The 17,592-nt window shown below is 65.2% G+C and carries 18 protein-coding genes; 14 read left to right on the top strand and 4 right to left on the bottom strand.

Annotated features, from left to right (window positions below):
• Positions 1-10 precede the first annotated feature (10 nt).
• The 12 genes from B5X69_RS12025 (at position 11) to B5X69_RS11970 (ending at position 11,452) form a co-directional block, all read left to right on the top strand.
• On the top strand, positions 11-1,132 hold the full coding sequence (locus B5X69_RS12025) for an NAD(P) transhydrogenase subunit alpha (RefSeq protein WP_079638933.1): 1,122 nt from the start codon (positions 11-13) through the stop codon (positions 1,130-1,132).
• Positions 1,133-1,153: 21 nt separating this feature from the next.
• Positions 1,154-1,435 (top strand): NAD(P) transhydrogenase subunit alpha part 2, encoded by a 282-nt coding sequence (locus B5X69_RS12020; RefSeq protein WP_053554080.1) that lies wholly within the window; start codon positions 1,154-1,156, stop codon positions 1,433-1,435.
• A gap of 64 nt (positions 1,436-1,499) precedes the next feature.
• On the top strand, positions 1,500-2,924 hold the full coding sequence (locus B5X69_RS12015; protein WP_079638932.1) for an NAD(P)(+) transhydrogenase (Re/Si-specific) subunit beta: 1,425 nt from the start codon (positions 1,500-1,502) through the stop codon (positions 2,922-2,924).
• Between the two features lie 112 nt (positions 2,925-3,036).
• Entirely contained in the window at positions 3,037-3,735 is a 699-nt protein-coding gene (locus tag B5X69_RS12010; protein WP_079638931.1) for an aspartate/glutamate racemase family protein, read from the top strand.
• 112 nt (positions 3,736-3,847) lie between these two features.
• Positions 3,848-5,050 carry a parallel beta-helix domain-containing protein gene (locus tag B5X69_RS12005; RefSeq protein WP_079638930.1) on the top strand — a complete coding sequence of 401 codons (1,203 nt, stop codon included), beginning with the start codon at positions 3,848-3,850 and terminating at the stop codon, positions 5,048-5,050.
• Complete coding sequence (locus B5X69_RS12000) at positions 5,047-6,072, top strand: SO2930 family diheme c-type cytochrome (RefSeq protein WP_079638929.1); 1,026 nt, start codon at positions 5,047-5,049, stop codon at positions 6,070-6,072. The genes B5X69_RS12005 and B5X69_RS12000 overlap by 4 nt, the downstream gene beginning before the upstream one ends.
• Positions 6,073-6,079: 7 nt before the next feature.
• A complete protein-coding gene (gene maiA, locus B5X69_RS11995; protein WP_079638928.1) occupies positions 6,080-6,712 on the top strand; it encodes a maleylacetoacetate isomerase in 633 nt (210 codons plus the stop codon).
• 23 nt (positions 6,713-6,735) lie between these two features.
• Positions 6,736-8,790: a TonB-dependent receptor gene (locus B5X69_RS11990; RefSeq protein ID WP_245798715.1), complete on the top strand. Its 2,055-nt coding sequence runs from the start codon at positions 6,736-6,738 to the stop codon at positions 8,788-8,790.
• A 59-nt stretch (positions 8,791-8,849) separates the two neighbouring features.
• A complete protein-coding gene (locus tag B5X69_RS11985; protein ID WP_079638926.1) occupies positions 8,850-9,296 on the top strand; it encodes a MarR family winged helix-turn-helix transcriptional regulator in 447 nt (148 codons plus the stop codon).
• Positions 9,289-9,570, top strand: coding sequence for an HPr-rel-A system PqqD family peptide chaperone (locus B5X69_RS11980; RefSeq protein WP_079638925.1), 282 nt, complete (start codon positions 9,289-9,291; stop codon positions 9,568-9,570). Before B5X69_RS11985 ends, B5X69_RS11980 begins: the two co-directional genes overlap by 8 nt.
• Entirely contained in the window at positions 9,567-10,433 is an 867-nt protein-coding gene (locus B5X69_RS11975; RefSeq protein WP_079638924.1) for an HprK-related kinase A, read from the top strand. The genes B5X69_RS11980 and B5X69_RS11975 overlap by 4 nt, the downstream gene beginning before the upstream one ends.
• Positions 10,430-11,452, top strand: a complete 1,023-nt coding sequence (locus tag B5X69_RS11970; protein ID WP_079638923.1) for a nucleotidyltransferase domain-containing protein — start codon at positions 10,430-10,432, stop codon at positions 11,450-11,452. Before B5X69_RS11975 ends, B5X69_RS11970 begins: the two co-directional genes overlap by 4 nt.
• Before the next feature lie 26 nt (positions 11,453-11,478).
• Here the strand turns inward: B5X69_RS11970 and B5X69_RS11965 are convergent, their stop codons facing one another.
• The 4 genes from B5X69_RS11965 to B5X69_RS11950 are packed head-to-tail and all read right to left on the bottom strand — an operon-like array spanning position 11,479 to position 14,219.
• Positions 11,479-12,375 (bottom strand): TraB/GumN family protein, encoded by an 897-nt coding sequence (locus tag B5X69_RS11965; protein ID WP_245798714.1) that lies wholly within the window; start codon positions 12,373-12,375, stop codon positions 11,479-11,481.
• Positions 12,372-13,331 (bottom strand): TraB/GumN family protein, encoded by a 960-nt coding sequence (locus B5X69_RS11960; protein WP_079638922.1) that lies wholly within the window; start codon positions 13,329-13,331, stop codon positions 12,372-12,374. Before B5X69_RS11960 ends, B5X69_RS11965 begins: the two co-directional genes overlap by 4 nt.
• A gap of 56 nt (positions 13,332-13,387) precedes the next feature.
• Positions 13,388-14,014, bottom strand: a complete 627-nt coding sequence (locus B5X69_RS11955) for a hypothetical protein (RefSeq protein ID WP_245798713.1) — start codon at positions 14,012-14,014, stop codon at positions 13,388-13,390.
• On the bottom strand, positions 14,004-14,219 hold the full coding sequence (locus B5X69_RS11950; RefSeq protein WP_079638975.1) for a helix-turn-helix transcriptional regulator: 216 nt from the start codon (positions 14,217-14,219) through the stop codon (positions 14,004-14,006). Before B5X69_RS11950 ends, B5X69_RS11955 begins: the two co-directional genes overlap by 11 nt.
• Positions 14,220-14,470: 251 nt before the next feature.
• Between B5X69_RS11950 and B5X69_RS11945 the strand changes: the two genes are divergently transcribed.
• Both B5X69_RS11945 and glyS read left to right on the top strand, forming a co-directional pair.
• On the top strand, positions 14,471-15,352 hold the full coding sequence (locus B5X69_RS11945) for a glycine--tRNA ligase subunit alpha (RefSeq protein ID WP_079638921.1): 882 nt from the start codon (positions 14,471-14,473) through the stop codon (positions 15,350-15,352).
• A complete protein-coding gene (glyS, locus tag B5X69_RS11940; protein WP_079638974.1) occupies positions 15,349-17,574 on the top strand; it encodes a glycine--tRNA ligase subunit beta in 2,226 nt (741 codons plus the stop codon). Before B5X69_RS11945 ends, glyS begins: the two co-directional genes overlap by 4 nt.
• Positions 17,575-17,592 lie beyond the last annotated feature (18 nt).

Raw genomic sequence — 17,592 nt, 5'->3', positions numbered from 1 at the left:
CCGGCCCGGCATGCGCATCGCCGTCCTGAAGGAACTCGCCGCTGGCGAGACCCGTGTCGCTGCGACCCCCGAAACCGTCAAGAAATTCATTGGTCTTGGAGCCAATGTTGCCGTCGAGGCAGGCGCGGGCGAGCAAGCCTCGATCTCAGATGCCGATTATGCAGCCGCAGGCGCCAGCGTCGGCAGCCGCGCCGAGACGCTTAATGGGGCAAACATCATCCTCGGCGTGCAGGGCCCGGATCCTGCGACGCTGTCGGGCTTCGCCGAGGGCGCATGGCTCGCCGCCGGGCTCAATCCTTTTGGAGGGCGCGCGCGCGTCGATGACTATGCAAGGCTCGGGATCGAGGCGTTGGCGATGGAATTCATGCCGCGCATCACGCGCGCGCAGTCGATGGACATATTGTCGAGCCAGGCAAATCTCGCGGGCTACAAGGCGGTGCTGATCGCGGCGAACGCCTATGGCCGCGCCTTTCCGATGATGATGACCGCCGCGGGCACGGTGAGCGCCGCCAAGGCGTTCATCATGGGCGTCGGCGTCGCGGGGCTGCAGGCAATTGCAACCGCGCGGCGTTTGGGCGCGCAGGTGAGCGCGACCGACGTGCGCGCCGCGACCAAGGAACAGATCCTCAGCCTCGGCGCCAAGCCGATCTTCGTCGAGAGCGTCGCGGGGATCGAGGGCGAGGGCGCGGGCGGCTATGCCACCGAAATGTCCGACGAATATAAGGCAGCGCAGGCTGAGCTCGTATCATCGCATATCGCCAAGCAGGACATCGTCATCACCACCGCGCTGATCCCGGGGCGCCCTGCGCCGCGGCTGATTTCGGACGCGCAGCTCGCGACGATGCGCAGTGGCAGCGTGATCGTCGACATGGCGGCCGAAAGCGGCGGCAATGTCGAGGGCTCGGTCGCGGGCGAGACGAAGCGCATCCACGGCGTCACCGTGATCGGTGCCAAGAATATCGCCGCATTGATGCCCGCCGACACCAGCGCCTTGTTCAGCCGCAACCTGTTCAACTTCCTTTCGGCCTTCTGGGACAAGGAAGCCGGCCGGCCCGTGCTCGACGAAGAGATCGGCAATGCGGTGCGCCTGACGCAGGGCGGCAAGGTCGTCAATGAGCGGCTGCTCGGTTAACAGAAGATCGGGAGATAGAACATGGACTTCATTGCGATTTTCTCGATTTTTGTCCTCGCCTGTTTTGTCGGCTATTTCGTCGTCTGGTCGGTGACGCCGGCGCTGCACACGCCGCTGATGAGCGTGACCAATGCGATTTCTTCGGTCATCATCGTGGGCGCGCTGATCGCGAGCGCCGCGGCGGGCTCGCCGCTCTCGAAATGGCTCGGCCTCGCCGCGGTCGTCATGGCAAGCGTCAATATTTTCGGCGGCTTTGCGGTCACCGAGCGCATGCTCGCCATGTACAAGAAAAAAGAGCGCTAAGGCGCTCATAAACTGATAATTTTGACGAGCTGCTGAGGCGCGCTCTACAGGGGAAGAGTTTCACATGCACGACGTCGCACCGATCAATCCCTGGGTGGCTCTGGCCTATCTTGTCGCCGGGGTTTTCTTCATCCTTGCGCTGCGCGGCCTGTCGTCGCCCGCATCGTCGCGCCGCGGCAACCGTTTCGGCATGGCGGGCATGGCGATCGCGGTCGTCACCACGCTGCTGACCCACGAGCTCGCCAACCCCATTGAGGTGATCGGTGCGATCGGCATCGGCGCGGTCATCGGTATCGTGATGGCGCGCCGCATCGCGATGACCGCGATGCCGCAGCTCGTCGCGGCGTTCCACAGCCTCGTCGGCCTTGCCGCCGTGGCCGTCGCGGCGGCGGCCTATCTCAACCCCGGAGCCTTCGGCATCGCCGACGCGGCCGGGCAGATCTTCACCGTCAGCCGCGTCGAGATGGGTCTCGGCATCGCGATCGGCGCGATCACTTTCTCGGGGTCGGTCATCGCCTTCCTGAAGCTCAACGGCAACATGTCGGGCGCGCCGATCATCCTGCCGCTGCGCCACGTCATCAATCTCGGCACGCTCGCCGCGATCATCGGCCTCGTTGCCTATTTCACTTTCGACCAAAGCCCATGGGTCTTCTGGACCGTCACCGCGCTCAGCTTCGTGATCGGCTTCCTCTTGATCATCCCGATCGGCGGCGCCGACATGCCGGTCGTCGTGTCGATGCTCAACAGCTATTCGGGCTGGGCCGCGGCGGCGATGGGCTTTACGCTCCACAATACGGCGATGATCATCACCGGCGCGCTCGTCGGCTCGTCGGGTGCGATCCTCTCCTACATCATGTGCCGCGCGATGAACCGCAGCTTCCTGAGCGTGATCGCGGGCGGCTTCGGCGCCGATGCGAGCGCCGGTGCGGGCGGCGCGAAGGAGCAGCGGCCGTGGAAGCCCGGCAGCGCCGACGATGCCGCCTTCCTGATGAGCCAGGCGGAAAATGTCATCATCGTCCCCGGCTATGGCATGGCGGTTGCGCAGGCGCAGCATGCGCTGCGCGAAATGGCGGACCTGCTCAAGAAAGAGGGCGTGAACGTCAAATATGCGATCCACCCGGTCGCGGGGCGCATGCCCGGCCATATGAACGTGCTGCTCGCCGAGGCGAATGTCCCTTATGACGAGGTGTTCGAGCTCGAGGACATCAACGGCGAGTTCGCGCAATGCGACGTCGCTTTTGTCATCGGCGCCAACGACGTGACCAACCCGGCGGCGAAGACCGACAAATCGTCGCCGATCTATGGCATGCCGGTGCTCGACGTCGAAAAGGCGAAGACCGTGCTGTTCGTGAAGCGGTCGATGGGCGGGGTCGGCTATGCCGGCGTCGACAACGACGTCTTTTACATGGACCAGACGATGATGCTTCTTGGCGATGCGAAGAAAATGGCCGACGACATCGTCAAGGCGCTGAACGGCGGCGGGCACTGACACGTCATCGGCGAACCGCTCGCCCGGCGCTAGCCGAAGCAATGTAGGTGCCCGTCAAGGCAAGGAAGCTGGGACGTTCGACGAGGCGGGGCGAGCGGAGTTTGGGAACGATATGCGCAAGATCGGCCTCATCGGCGGCATGAGCTGGGCCTCGACCGAGATTTATTATCGCCACCTCAACAAGGGGGTGCAAAAGCGGATCGGGACAGGCTGCTCGGCGCCGATCCTGCTTGAAAGCCTCAACTATTGCGACCTCTCGCGGCTGACCACGCCCGAGCAATGGGCGCATGCCAGGGCTGCGCTGATCCAATCGGCAAAGCGGCTTGAGGATGCGGGCGCGACGGCGCTGATGATCACAGCGAACTCGATGCACAAGGTGGCGGAAGATGTCGCGGCCGCCATCTCGATCCCGCTTCTCCACATCGTCGACGAAACCGGCGAGAAGATGCGCGCCGACGGCGTCAAGTCAGCCGCGATCATCGGCACGCGCAATGTGATGACCGAAGCATGGTATCGCCAGCGCCTCGTGCGTTACGGGCTGACGCTTGCTCCTTATGACGGAAGCCGCGCCGAGGAAGTCGACCGCATCGTCTACGATGAGCTGATGCAGGGCAAGGTGACCGAGGATTCGCGTCGCACCATGCGCACCTTCATCACCGATATCGCCAAGCAGGACGTTCAGGCGCTGGTGCTTGCCTGCACCGAACTCGTCATGCTCGTTGATCCCGATGCCAATGTGCTGCCCATCTTTGACACAGCGCGCATCCATGTCGCCGCCGGGGTCGAGTGGATCTTGGGCGACGCGCCCTAGCTGCGTCTCCTGCGCGTCCCGCGGGGGCGAGCTGATCTACATCACTGTCAGCAAGGCCTTGGCATCTCTCGCGGCTTGCCGCATGCTGCGGCTAAAAGCAGGGAGAGAGTTGATGCAAGTCCACTGGGTTACATTCATCGCCGCGGTCGCCGCCGCGACCAGCCCCGCCGCGGCAAAGACGATCAGCGTCGCCGCGGGCGCCCCCGATGCGAACGAGAAATTGCAAGAAGCGCTGATCCTCGCCGAGCCTGGCGACGTTGTCGAACTGGGCGCCGGCACCTGGACGCTCACCGACGGGCTCTCGCTCGACGTCGACAATGTCACGCTGCGCGGCGCAGGCACCAAGGATGGCGATGGCACGATCCTTGATTTTTCGGGCCAGCAGGGCGCGGGCGAGGGGCTTCTCGTCACTTCGGACGACGTCTATCTCACCAATTTCGCGGTCCTCAACACCAAAGGCGATGGCATCAAGTCGAAGGGCGCCGACCGTATCGTCTACCATCAACTGCGCGTCGAATGGACCGCGGGGCCGAAGGAGACCAATGGCGCCTACGGCATCTATCCGGTCGAGAGCCGCGACGTGCTGATCGACAGCGTCTATGTCCGCGGCGCGTCCGACGCGGGCATCTATGTCGGCCAGTCGAAGAATATCGTCGTGCGCGATTCGATAGCGATGGAAAATGTCGCAGGGATCGAAATCGAGAATTGCTACGACGCCGACGTCCACGACAATATCGCAACGAAGAATACGGGCGGGATCCTGGTTTTCGATCTGCCGAGCCTGCCGCAGCAGGGGGGGCATAATGTCCGCGTCTTCGACAATGTGGTGAGCGACAACAGCACGCCCAATTTCGCGCCCAAGGGCAATATCGTCGCGAGCGTGCCGACCGGCACCGGCGTGCTGGTCATGGCGAACAGCCGCGTCGAGATTTTCGGCAATCTGCTCGCCGACAATGGCACGGCGAATGTGATGATCGTCGGCTACCGCTATCCTTATGAGGACGAAAAATATCAGCCGCTCCCCAAGGACATTGCGGTGTGGGACAATCAGCACGGCAATGCGGGCTTTGCCCCAGCCTTTCCCGGGGGGGCCGAGATCGCCGCCGCGATGGGCGGCAATATTCCGCCCGTGCTGTGGGACGGCGCCGGGAGCGCGATCGTCAACGATGAGGTCGGCGTGCTCTCGCTCAACCTCCCCGACGTCGGCACGCCGCAGAGCGAAGCGAAGCCGTCGCCTGCCGACCTCAAGGGCGACGCTTCCGAGCCGCTCGCTGGTGTCACCTTGCCCGCGAGCATGGAGGCGCGCGTCCAGTGAAGCGCATCGCGGCAGCGGCCGCCGCGGCCCTTTTGTGCGCCAGCATGGCCGGCGCGCTGCCTGAGCCCACGCCGAACCAGGCGGTGATCGACGGCAGAGAAATGCCCGCGAAGCTTTCGGCCTTCGGCATTTTTCGGCCTGGAACCAGCGAGCCCATTGACGCGCTGCTCCCTTACACGCTGCGCACGCCGCTCTTTAGCGACTATGCCGGCAAAAAGCGGCTGATCTGGGTGCCGCCAGGCGAGAAAGCGCGTGTCGCAGCGGACGGGCAAATCGATTTTCCTCTCGGCAGCATGATCGTCAAGAGCTTCGCTTGGCCCGACCATAACGGCGGACGGCCGGTCGAGACGCGGCTCCTGCTTCACCGCGCGAGCGGCTGGACGGCGCTCCCCTATCTCTGGGACGCCGACGGCAAGGATGCCACGCTCGCCTTGGCGGGGCGCCGGGTGCCGGTAAGCTTCAAGAGCCCGGGCGGCGATGCGCACAGCATCCGCTATGCGGTGCCCAACAAGAATCAATGCAAGGAATGCCATAGCAAGCGAGGCGAGATCGTGCCGATCGGGCCCAAGGCAGCCAATATCGATTTCGCCGCCGCGCTCAGCCGCCCGGAATTCGCGCGCTTCTTTGCCGAACTGCCCGCGAGCGCCCTGTCGATACCACGCTGGGACGATCCCGCGACCGGCTCGATCGAAGAGCGCGCACGCGCCTATCTCGACGTCAACTGCGCCCATTGCCACAATCCCGAGGGAAGCGCGTCGAACAGCGGGCTCTTCCTGCGCTGGAGCGATCCGGCCGGCATCAACTATGGTATCCGCAAGCGTCCGACCGCGGCGGGACGCGGCAGCGGCGGGATGGAATTTGCGATTCGGCCCGGCGATCCCGATAACAGCTTTCTCATCTACCGGCTCGAAAGCCTTGAGGCGGGGATTGCCATGCCCGAGGTCGGTCGCTCGACCGTCCACAAGGAAGGCGCGGCGCTGCTTCGGCAATGGATTGCCGAGATGCCGAAGGACGGGCATTAGGCAAGACATGGCCTTGCTCGTCCTTCACGATTATTTCCGCTCCTCGGCAAGCTTTCGCGTCCGCATCGCGCTCAACCTGAAAGGGCTCGATTACGAGCGCGTCGAGGTCAGCCTGATCGCAGGCGAGCAGAAGAGCGACGCCTATCTGGCGCAAAATGCCCAAGGGTTCGTGCCGATGCTCGTCGCTGATGGGGAGGCGATCATCCAGAGTCTTGCGATCATCGACTGGCTCGACCGCGCTCATCCCGAACCGCGGCTGATCCCCGATGCGCCGATGCCGCGCGCGGTCGCGCTCGCGCAGGCGCATGTTGTCGCGTGCGACATCCACCCCCTCAACAATCTGCGCGTACTCAAATATCTGAAGCGCGACCTCGGGCTCAACGAACAGACCAAGGATCATTGGTACCGCCACTGGATAAGCGAAGGGTTCGAGGCGCTCGAGGCCATGGCCGGGGAGGGGCGCTATCTCGGCGGCGACATGCCGGGGATCGCCGATTGCTGCCTCGTGCCCCAGATGTACAATGCACGCCGCTTCGAGGTGCAGCTCGATGCCTTTCCGCGTCTTGTCGCGATCGACGCTGCCTGCATGGCGCTTGAGGCGTTTCAAAAGGCGCATCCCGACGCGGTGAAGAGAGCGTGATCCGCCTGGCGGTTGGAGCCGCCGTGCTGGCGCTGCCGGCCGCGGCGATGGCGAAGGACAAGGACGAACCGGTCATCATCCCGGCACGCTATGTCCCGCTCGAGGAGATCATCGTCATCGGAGGCGGATCGCTCAAGCCGACCGACGCCAACGCGATCCAGTCACTTGCAATCGTGCGCGACCTTGAACCCGGGCTTGGCACGCGAATCGAGAATCGCCTGCGCGACGAGGGCGGGCTGGCGCAGTTTCGGCGCTCGGATGGCCGCAGCGCACATCCGACGAGCCAGGGCGTCACATTGCGCGGACTGGGCGGCAATGCGTCAAGTCGCGCGCTGATCACCCTCGACGGCGTTCCGCAGGCCGACCCTTTCGGGGGCTGGGTTGCGTGGAGCGCCTATGATGCGATCCGGCTCGGCGGCATCATCGTCGCGCGCGGCGGCGGGAGCGGGGTCGATGGTCCAGGTGCGCTGGCGGGAACAATCGGACTTTATTCTGAAATCACCGAGGGAAGCGAGGCGAGCGCCGCCTACGGTAGCCGCGACAGTGTCGACTTGTCGGCGAGCGCGGGAACGCGGCTCGGCAACGGGTGGCTTGCGGTCGATGGCCGCTACGGCCGCAGCGACGGCTTCATTCCGGTCGCCGAGAGCCAGCGCGGCGCGGCCGATCGGGCGGCGCCCTATGAGCAGGGCGGGCTTGGCGCGCGGCTGCGCTTTGACGCGGGCGACCATGGTCGCATCGAGGCGAGCCTCCGCGGTTTTTCCGACCGGCGCGACCGCGGCATCGATTTTACGACCAGCAAGGTCGATGGCGTCGACGCCAGCCTGCGCTTTCTCCATCAGCCTGGCGCGGGCGTGCAGTGGCTCGCGCTCGCCTATCTCCAGCTTCGCGAGTTCGACAGCGGCTTTGCGAGCGTCGCTGCGGATCGGGATGGCGTCGCGCCCGCGCTCCGCCAGCGGGTGCCGGCAACCGGCCTTGGCGCGCGCGTCGAGCTGCGCCCCGCGGTCGGCGGCGCCTTTCCGCTGCGCCTCGGCGTCGACTGGCGGCGGACCGCCGGGCGGACGCAGGAGGATTATATGTTCGCGGGGCTCGTCCCCGGCCGCCACCGCATCGCGGGGGGGAGCAGCGACACGGTGGGCCTCTTCGCCGAATGGACTTCGGGCGACGCCCACGAAGGGCTCCTGTGGACCGCGAGCGGGCGTATCGATCGCTGGTGGCTCGGCGCGGGCTATCGCTTCGAAACCCAGATTGCCGGGCCGGTAATCAGCGATGCGCATTTTGCCGCGCGGGAAGGATGGGAGGCGAGCGGGCGTGCCGGGCTGCGCTGGACCGCAGGGCCGGTCGCGATCCGGGCGGCCGTCTATCGCGGCTGGCGGCTGCCGACGCTCAACGAACTCTACCGTCCCTTCCGCGTCGGCCCCGATGCGACGGCAGCGAATGCGCTGCTGCGCCCCGAGAGGCTGTGGGGCGGCGAGGCCGGCGTCGATCTGGGGCTGGGCAGCGCGCATATCGGGTTCACAATTTTTCGCAATCGCCTCGAAAATGCGATCGCCAACGTAACGCTCGGAACCGGGCCAGGTAATTTCCCCGGCGTCGGCTTCGTCGCGGCGGGGGCGACTTACAGCCAGCGACAGAATCTGGACGCGATCGACAGCGCTGGGGTTGAATTCAGCGCCGACGCCCCGCTCGGCCCGCTGAGGCTGCGCGCCAGCTATGCGCTTACCGACGCGCGCGTCGATGCCTCGGGCGCTGCGTCCGTTCTCGACGGGCTCCGGCCGGCGCAGGTCGCGAAACACAGCGGAAGCGTCTCGCTAAGCAGCCGCGGCGACGGCCCGTTCGGGGGCTTTGCGACGCTTCGCTATGTCGGCAGGCAGAATGAGGACGATCTGGGGCTCCAGCAACTGGACGACGCGCTGACGCTCGAGGCGGGCCTTTCGTGGCGCGTTCTGGATGCGGTCAGCATCGAGGCGCGGGGCGAGAATCTCTTCAACGCGCTGGTGGCGACGGCGATTTCCTCGGCGGGAATCGTCGAACGTGCGACCCCCCGGACGCTCTGGGTTGGCGCGCGCCTCTCTTTTTAGGCGGATTTAATCGTCAGCCTGTCTTCACAGACGCCGAACAGACGATAATACGGTGGGCCATGGCCGCCAAGACGCTGAACCTCGATCAGTTCCTGCCCTATCGCCTGTCGATAGCTTCGAACGCCTTGTCGGAAAGGATCGCTGCTGACTATCAAAACCGCTTCGGACTGAAGATTCCCGAATGGCGGCTGATGGCGGTTCTCGGCGAAGGCAAGCCGATGACCCAGCGCGAGCTGGTGCAGGCGACGCGGATGGACAAGGTGACGGTCAATCGCGCCGCCAAGGCACTCGCCGACCGCCAGCTCATCGCCCGCCAGGCCCACGAGGCCGATGGACGCTCGCATCACCTCGATCTCACCGAAACCGGCCGCTCGCTCTACGACGCCATCGTCCCCGCCGCGCTTGCGACTGAGGAGCGACTTGAGTCGCATATCAGCGCGTCCGAGCGCACCGCTCTGATGGCGATCCTGGCAAAGCTCATTGCTGCCGCTGAAGATTATGGCTGATCCGACCTTTCGCGCCGCGCCCGCCGAGGCGCTGCGCGTCGAGCCGCTTGGCGAGGTGACCGCCATCTTCGACCGCCGGTCCACGCAGACGCATCTCGTCGTCTCGCCGCTCCCCGAGATATTGGCGGCAATGGGCGGCGAGGCCTGCAACGCGTCGCTGCTCGCGATGCGCCTCGCGGCGCGTTTCGACCTTCCCGACGGCGCCGAGACGCGCGCGGTCCTGAGCGAACGGCTGCGCGAACTTGCCGCCCTTGGTCTCGTGGAACCCGCGTGAGGCACAGCACGCGCATCACGGTAGGCCCCGTCCGGTTCCGCATCGGGAGCGACTGGCGCGCGCCGATCGCCGCGCTTGAGACACTCTATGCGGACTATCCTGGGGATCCTGTGCGCCCCGCCGATGCGACGGTGCGCCTATTCGCGGCGCGGCCGTGGCGACGTTGGCTGCGCCCCTCGGTGCATATCGGCGGCGACTTCATTGTGCCCGACGCGCTGCCGCTGCCGCTCTCGATGGGATTGCTCGCCGCTGAAATGGGGATGAATCTTCAGGTTGCGCTCGGCTGGCGGCGACATCTCTTGCTTCACGCGAGCGCCGCCGCGCGGGACGGCAGGAGCGTCCTGATGTCGGGGATCTCGGGATCGGGCAAATCGACGCTCGCAGCCTTGCTCGGCGAGAGCGGTTGGCGGCTGATGGGCGACGAATTCACGATGATCGACCCTGGAAGCGGAGACGCACTCGCCTTTCCGCGCGCCGTGAGCCTCAAGAATGAGGCGATTGGCGAAATGGCGGCGCGGGTCGACGCCGCGCGGCTTGGCCCGCTCCTTTCGGGTACGCCCAAGGGCGATATCCAGCACTTGATCCCGCGCCCGGAGGCAGTCGCGGCGATGCACGAGCCCGCGCGCCCGGCGCTGCTGCTCTTCCCGCGTTTTGGCGACGCGGCAGCGATCGAGCGCATCGGCGAGGGTGAGGCCTTCGTTCGCCTGACCGAGGCGTCGACCAACTACACCGCGCTCGGCGAGGCGGGCTTCGGGGCGCTGACGCGGCTCGTGCGCACGGTCCCTGCCTTTGGCATTTCCTATCCCGACAGCGCGGCAGGTCTCGCGCTCGTCGAGGAGCTCTGGGCCGAGGCGGTATCGTGAGGGCGGTGCAGCATCTCATCGACCTCCTTGCAGGCAGGTGCGAGACGGCGACGCTCTCCGCCCGCGATTGGGAGGGCGTGATCGGCGTTGCGCGCGGCGAGGCGATGCTCGCGGCTCTGGCGCACCGGCTCGAGGATGCGCCGCTCCCCGCGCCAGTGGCGGCGCTCTTTTTCGATGCGCGCGCCGCGGGTGCGGTTGCGACGAAGCAGGCGCTGTGGGAGGCCGAAATGGCGCGCCGCGCGCTGGCCAGCGAGCGCATCGAATTCATCCTGCTGAAAGGAACGGCCTATGCCGCGGCGGGGCTTTCGTGCGCCGCGGGGCGGCAGATTGGCGACCTCGACATTCTCGTCCCCGTGCACGATATCGGCCGCGCCGAAAATGAACTGCTCGAGGCGGGCTGGGAATGGGTGAAGTCCGATCCCTATGACGACGCCTATTACCGTGATCATATGCACGAGCTGCCCCCGCTGATTCACAAGACGCGCGACCGGATGATCGACGTCCACCATACGATCCTGCCGCAAACGCACCGCACGACACCCGATCCGCTCGCACTCGTGACCGATGCGGTGATGACCGAAAGCGGCTTTGCCGTGCTGGCGCATGCCGACATGGCCTGCCACTCGGCCGCGCATCTGCTCGCCGATGGCGACATGCAGGGGGGACTGCGCAATCTATGGGATTTTCATTGCCTGACGCGCGATTTTGTCGCGGCGGACCCCGATTTCTGGGGTCGGCTTGACGCGCGTGCCGACAAGCACGGCCTGCGCGCGGTGGTCCACCGCGCCGCCCGGCTCGCGCGCGATGTTTTCGGCGCGGCGCTTCCCGGAGACTGGGACCGGCGCGACCCGCGTGACCGCTGGTTCATGCGGCGCCTCCTTGCACGCGACGATTGGGGCCGGGCGGGCGATTTTGCGCTACGGCAGGCCTTCTACATCCGCTCACACTGGCTGCGCATGCCGCCGCAGCTTCTCGCGCGGCATTTGTGGACCAAATGGCGCAGGCGCGGGGCGCGGTAATCGAGGGGGCGGCGCGCCTATCGCCCTTACTGGACGCGCCGCACCATGAGGCCATCGGCGGCAAGCATCGCAGGCACGCCCTCGCTGCCGACCAGATGCCCCGCGCCCACCGCGACCATCACCGTGCCCGGCTTTGCCATGCGGCGTTTGATCCAGCCGCTCCAGGCACGGTTGCGCCCCGTGATGATGGCCTCGCGGGCACGGGGCACCGCATCGATATCCTCGTTGACCACCTTTTCGAGCGCTGCGACATCGCCGCGCGACCAGGCGGCGGTTAGCGCGCGAACATCCGCCACCGCCTCGGCGGCGCCCTCGGCCGCGCGCGTGAGCAGTGCGCGCTGCGTCTCCGGATCGAGGCCTTCGAACAGCATGAGCTGGCTTCGCGCCGTTTCAAGGCCGCCAATCGGCTTTCCGGCGGCGCGAAAATCGTCGGTCAGCTGCGCCTCGACGCCATTTTCCGGCGTGAGCGCGGCACGCTGTGCGACGCGCTGGCCCATCAAGACCATGACCGCCCAATCGTCGAGAGCATCAGCTTCAAAGGCTGGCCCGCCCGCCTCGAGCGCGCGGTAGTGCGCAAGGGCGCTGGGCGTCAGTCGCTTCTCGATCGGCAGCGGCGCCGGGCGCGGCGCGAGGCGCGCAAATTCCTCGCCCGCCGCTGCGAGTTCATCGGGCGAAAGCTCCATGATGAGCTCGCCCGCCGCCGCGACGGCCTCCGCGACCTTGCCGCCGTCCCAGTCGATATAGTGAGGAAGCGCATGCATCGTCCCGAGGAGATAAATACGCGTATCCTCGTCCTCGGCGAGCCACATCGCGGGATGCGCCTTTTGGGTCTCCTGGCTCGGCGAGCAGGCCGCGAGCAGGCAGGCGAAAAGGGCGGCCGTGATGCGGCCGCCCGATGAGGCAGGGCGGCGCTCGCGGGTCAATAGTCGACCCGCGTCACCGTCAGACCGCGTTCCTTCAGATAATCCTGCACGCTCCGCTTGCCAGCCAGATGCCCTGCGCCGACCGCGATGAAGACCGTTCCGGGCTCCTCCATCCGTGTCTTGATCTGGTCGGCCCAATTGGCATTTCGCCGATAAAGCAGTGCCTCGGCGAGCTCAGGCGTCGCCTCCAGGCTTTCGTTCATCGTCGCAGCCAACCCTTCAGGATCGCCCTTGCTCCACTGCTCGACCAGCGTGTCGAGCGTCGTGCCGACCTTGTCGATATCCTTGACCACCGCATTGAGGAAGGCGAGCTGCTGGTCTTCAGGCAGCGTGTCGAAGATGGCGAGTTGCTGTTCGATCGTTTCAAGCCCTGTGACCGGTTTGGTCGCGCTCTTGGCAAAGCCCGTCAGCTGCTTTTCGGCGCCCTGTTCGGGGGCGTAGCCGAGCTTGATCAGCGGAAGCATTGTGAGCGTGATGCCTGCGAACCATGGCTCGAACATGTCGAACTGGGCAGGCGGCACGCCGACCTTCGTCATCGCTGCCTGATAGGCTGCAAGATCTTCAGCCCCGAGGCGCGACGATAGCGTCTTGCCGCTCTGATCGATCGCCAAGGGCAACATGATCTTGGCCATTTCGGCCTGATCTTCGGGCATCACGATCTCGAGCATCAGCTGGTCTGATTTGTCAAAGGCATCCTTCACAGCTTCGTCGAACCAGCTTAGGCCCGGTTTCAGGACATGGATCGTGCCGAACAGATAGATGGTCGTGTCCTCATCCTTCACCACCCACAAGGCGGGATCGGCATCGATAGTCTGGAGGGGCTGCGTTGCCACCGGCGCGACGGGAGCGACCTGCGCCGCTGGTTCGAACGCGTAGCTGTTGCCGGGGATCAGAGCACATTGCGCGAGCGGGATGATCGCGCAGGAGGTGGCGAACGCCTTGATCCATTTTTTCATCGGGGGAGGCCTTTCTGGAAAGAGGTTGTAGCGGTTGGGGAAGAAGCGGAAAGAACTCAGCGAAACTTCAGCCAGAGATAGACGGCGCCGTTCACCAGCAAGGAGACGAGGAAGAGCGGCATTACATCGACGGGCGGGGCGAGCGCTGCGCGATGAAGGACCCACCAGACGGGCGCGGGGAAAATGAAGGCATACCAGCCTGCCAGCCCCGCCCACAGCCACGCGCGCTCTTCATGGTCGTCGATGGCGCGGTGATAGAGGATCATGCCGACAGCAAGTCCGCCGGCCCACAGCAGCGAGGCGCCCAGGGCGAAGCTCGGGCTCAGCGCGCCGCTGCCGAAGAGATCCGCCGCGTCGCGGCCCGTTTCCTGGTCAAGCACCATCCACCCCCCGATGATGCCGCCGATGATGGCCGAGAGGCCGAGCGCCGACCAATAGCGGTGCTGGCGCGGTGAGAGCGCACGAAACCAGCCGGCGTGGCGACGGAAGTAAAGGGTAAGGCCTCCGATCCCGAACGCTGCGGCGACGAGCGGGCCGACCCATGGCGCGAGCGGCGTGCGCCCGGCTTCGACGGTCGCGTCATTATAGCCCGCGAAGACGCCGGCGAGCATGACAGCGCCAAGCGAGATCAGGACGGGCAAGACGATCCCCGGCGCGCGGGATTCCTTGGGGTCAGCGGCCATCATCCTCTCCTTTGAAACCATCGTCGAAAATCTCCTCGATCGGCATGCCGAACAATCGCGCCAGCTTGAAGGCGAGGGGGAGCGAGGGGTCATATTTGCCCGTTTCAATCGCGTTCACGGCCTGGCGCGACACGTCGAGCCGCTGGGCCAATTCGGCCTGGCTCCAATTTCGCATCGCGCGCAGCACTTTCAATTGGTTGTTCACGCGGGGCTCCGCCCATCCGTCAAGCACCCCTGACCCAATGTCAGGTGTTATTGACAAAATGACAGGATAGGCTGACCTTGTCAATAGGAGCTGACACGATCGCGCTGCGCGGCACTTTTGCGGCCTTCTGCTCCGCGCAACCCTTGACCCTGCGCCCGCGCTGCGCCAAGGGCTGCGGCAATTGTTGCACCTGCGAAAGAAGGCAAAACGTGGCCGACGCGGCGGATAAGACACCCCTTAGCTTTCAGGACATGATCCTGACGCTTCACGCCTACTGGTCCGCCCGCGGCTGCGCGATCCTCCAACCCTATGACATGCGCGTCGGCGCAGGGACCTTTCATCCCGCAACGACGCTGCGCAGCCTCGGCCCCGAGCCCTGGAACGTCGCCTATGTCCAGCCGAGCCGCCGTCCGACCGACGGCCGCTACGGCGAGAATCCGAACCGCCTCCAGCACTATTACCAATATCAGGTCATATTGAAGCCATCGCCTGCGGACCTTCAGGAACAATATCTCGGCAGCCTCGCCGCGATCGGCATCGATCCCTTGCTTCACGACATCCGCTTCGTCGAGGATGACTGGGAATCGCCAACGCTTGGCGCATGGGGTCTTGGCTGGGAAGTCTGGTGCGACGGTATGGAAGTCACCCAGTTCACCTATTTCCAGCAGATGGGCGGCTTCGACTGCAAGCCCGTCGCAGGCGAGCTCACCTACGGGCTCGAGCGCCTCGCCATGTATATCCAGAACGTCGACAATGTGTACGACCTGCGCTTCTCCGACCCTGTCGGCGATGTGCCCGGGGTCAGCTATGGCGACGTGTTTCTTGAAAATGAGCGCCAGTTTTCAAAGTGGAATTTCGAGGTCGCCGATACCGATACGCTTTTCGGGGGCTTCAGGGCTGCCGAGGAAGAATGCAAGCGCGCGATCGCTGCGGGCGTCCCGCTCGCCGCCTATGACCAGGCGATCGAGGCGAGCCATCTTTTCAACCTCCTCCAGGCGCGCGGCGTGATCAGCGTCCAGGAACGCGCCAATTACATGGCGCGCGTGCGCGACCTTGCGAAAGGCAGCTGCAAGGCATGGATCGACAGCCAGTCCGAACGCTGGAGTGCGCAATATCCGGGGTGGACGCTGTGACCGACTTTCTTCTCGAACTGCGCAGCGAGGAAATCCCGGCGCGCATGCAGGCCGGAGCGCGCGCCGAAATTGAAAAACTGTTCCGCGCCCAGCTGAGCGCTGCGGGCCTTGATGCGGGGGAACTCGATGTCTGGTCGACCCCGCGGCGTCTTGCGCTCATCGCCAAAGGCCTTCCCGAGGCGACCGCAGCGGTGAGCGAAGAATGGAAGGGGCCGCGCACCAATGCACCGCCGCAGGCGCTCGAAGGCTTCCTGCGCAAGACCGGTTTGACCCGGGACCAGCTTGAAGATCGGGACGGGGTCTATTTCGCGGTAATCGACAAGCCCGGGCGTGCGACCAAGGATGTCCTCGCCGAGGCGATCCCGGCGATTATCCGTAGCTTTGCCTGGCCGAAATCGATGCGCTGGGGTCTGGAAAGCGCGAGCAGCGAAAGCCTGCGCTGGGTGCGTCCGCTTTCGGGGATCGTCGCAATCTTCGGCGAGGAGCTGGTGCCCTGCGAAATCGGCGGTATCGCCTCGGGCTTTGCAACGCGCGGTCACCGCTTCCATTGCCCTGGCGAGATCACCATCGGTTCGGCCGCCGACTATGCCGAGAAGCTGCGCGCCTGCCACGTGATCGTCGATCATGAGGAACGCGCCGCGATCATCCGCGACGGCGCCGCCAAGGCTGCAGCCGATGCCGGCCTTGCCCTTGTCGAGGATGAGGGGCTGGTGATCGAGAACGCAGGTCTCACCGAGTGGCCGGTGCCGCTTCTCGGCCGCTTCGACGAGGCCTTTCTGGAAGTGCCGCCCGAGGTCATCCAGCTCACCGCGCGCGTGAACCAGAAATATTTCGTGGTGAACGGACCGGACGGCAAGCTGGCCAATGGCTTTATCTGCACTGCGAATATCGATGCGAGCGACGGCGGCGCCGAGATCGTTGCGGGCAACCGCAAGGTGCTTGCCGCGCGTTTGTCGGACGCGCGCTTCTTCTGGGAACAGGATCGCAAGACCAGCCTCGCGGATCACGCGAAGAAGCTCGATCGCATCACCTTCCACGAAAAGCTGGGCACGGTGGCCGACAAGGTCGAGCGCGTCGCGAAGCTCGCCGAATGGCTGGCCAGCGAAGGCATCGTCCCGAACGGCGACCCCGCGTTGGCGCGGCAGGCGGCGAAGTTAGCCAAGGCCGACCTCGTTACCGAGATGGTCGGCGAGTTTCCCGAACTGCAAGGGCTGATGGGCGGCTATTACGCCCGCTCCGAGGGTCTGCCCGACGCCGTCGCGGACGCGATCCGCGACCATTACAAGCCGGTCGGGCAGGGCGATGACGTGCCCACCGCGCCGGTGACGGTGGCCGTGGCGCTGGCGGATAAGCTGGATACCCTATTTGCGTTCTATCTCCACGAAATGACCCCAACCGGATCGAAAGATCCGTTCGCTCTACGTCGCGCCGAGCTTTCGATCATTGCGCTGATTCTCACTAATCGCATCCGCGTGAGTTTGGCCTACTTGCTCTATCTCGCGTCGAAGGTTTGGTATGGCGGCTGCTATTTGGATTTTGGCGGCGTGGAAGCAATGAAATCCGAAATAGAAGAATCGTTCGTGCAGCATCTCCGCAGCCGAGCTGGTGTCCAATCATTTCGGACCAGTTCTAATGACACTCGCGTTACAGATGCAGCGATGGCTATTTGGTCTTTGACTGAGTCTTTCCCTCAACGCCTCAAAGTCCAACAACGCGAGGCTGGTGTCCGCCACGATCTGATCGACGCGGTGTTTGCGCTCGGCGGCGAGGATGATCTCGTTCGCTTGCTCGCGCGCGTGAAGGCACTTCAAGCCTTCATGGCGACCGAGGACGGCACCAACCTGCTCGCGGGTTACAAGCGCGCGGCGAATATCCTGAAGCAGGCGGGCAAAGATACAGTCATCCCAGCGCAAGCTGGGATCGCTGTCGACGGTGAACCGATGAATGCGGCCCCAGCTTTCGGTGGGGCGACGGAGATGGATCGAGCCCTTCTCGCCGCCCTCGACGCCGCCGAACCCGCCGCCGCCGCTGCGGTCGCCGATGAATGCTTCACCGATGCGATGGCCGCGCTCGCGTCGCTTCGCGCGCCGATCGACGCCTTCTTCGACGGCGTGATGGTCAACGACCCCGACGAAGCGGTCCGCGCCTATCGCCTCGGCCTGCTGTCGCGCTTCACCGGGGCGGTGCATGGCGTTGCCGATTTCTCGAAGATCGAAGGGTAGGCGCGGCGGCGCGCGGGA

Origin of the sequence: Sphingopyxis flava, assembly GCF_900168005.1 — a bacterium.
In the GTDB taxonomy this organism is placed as follows: Bacteria; Pseudomonadota; Alphaproteobacteria; order Sphingomonadales; family Sphingomonadaceae; genus Sphingopyxis; species Sphingopyxis flava.
This window is presented reverse-complemented; position numbering and strand designations above follow the sequence as displayed.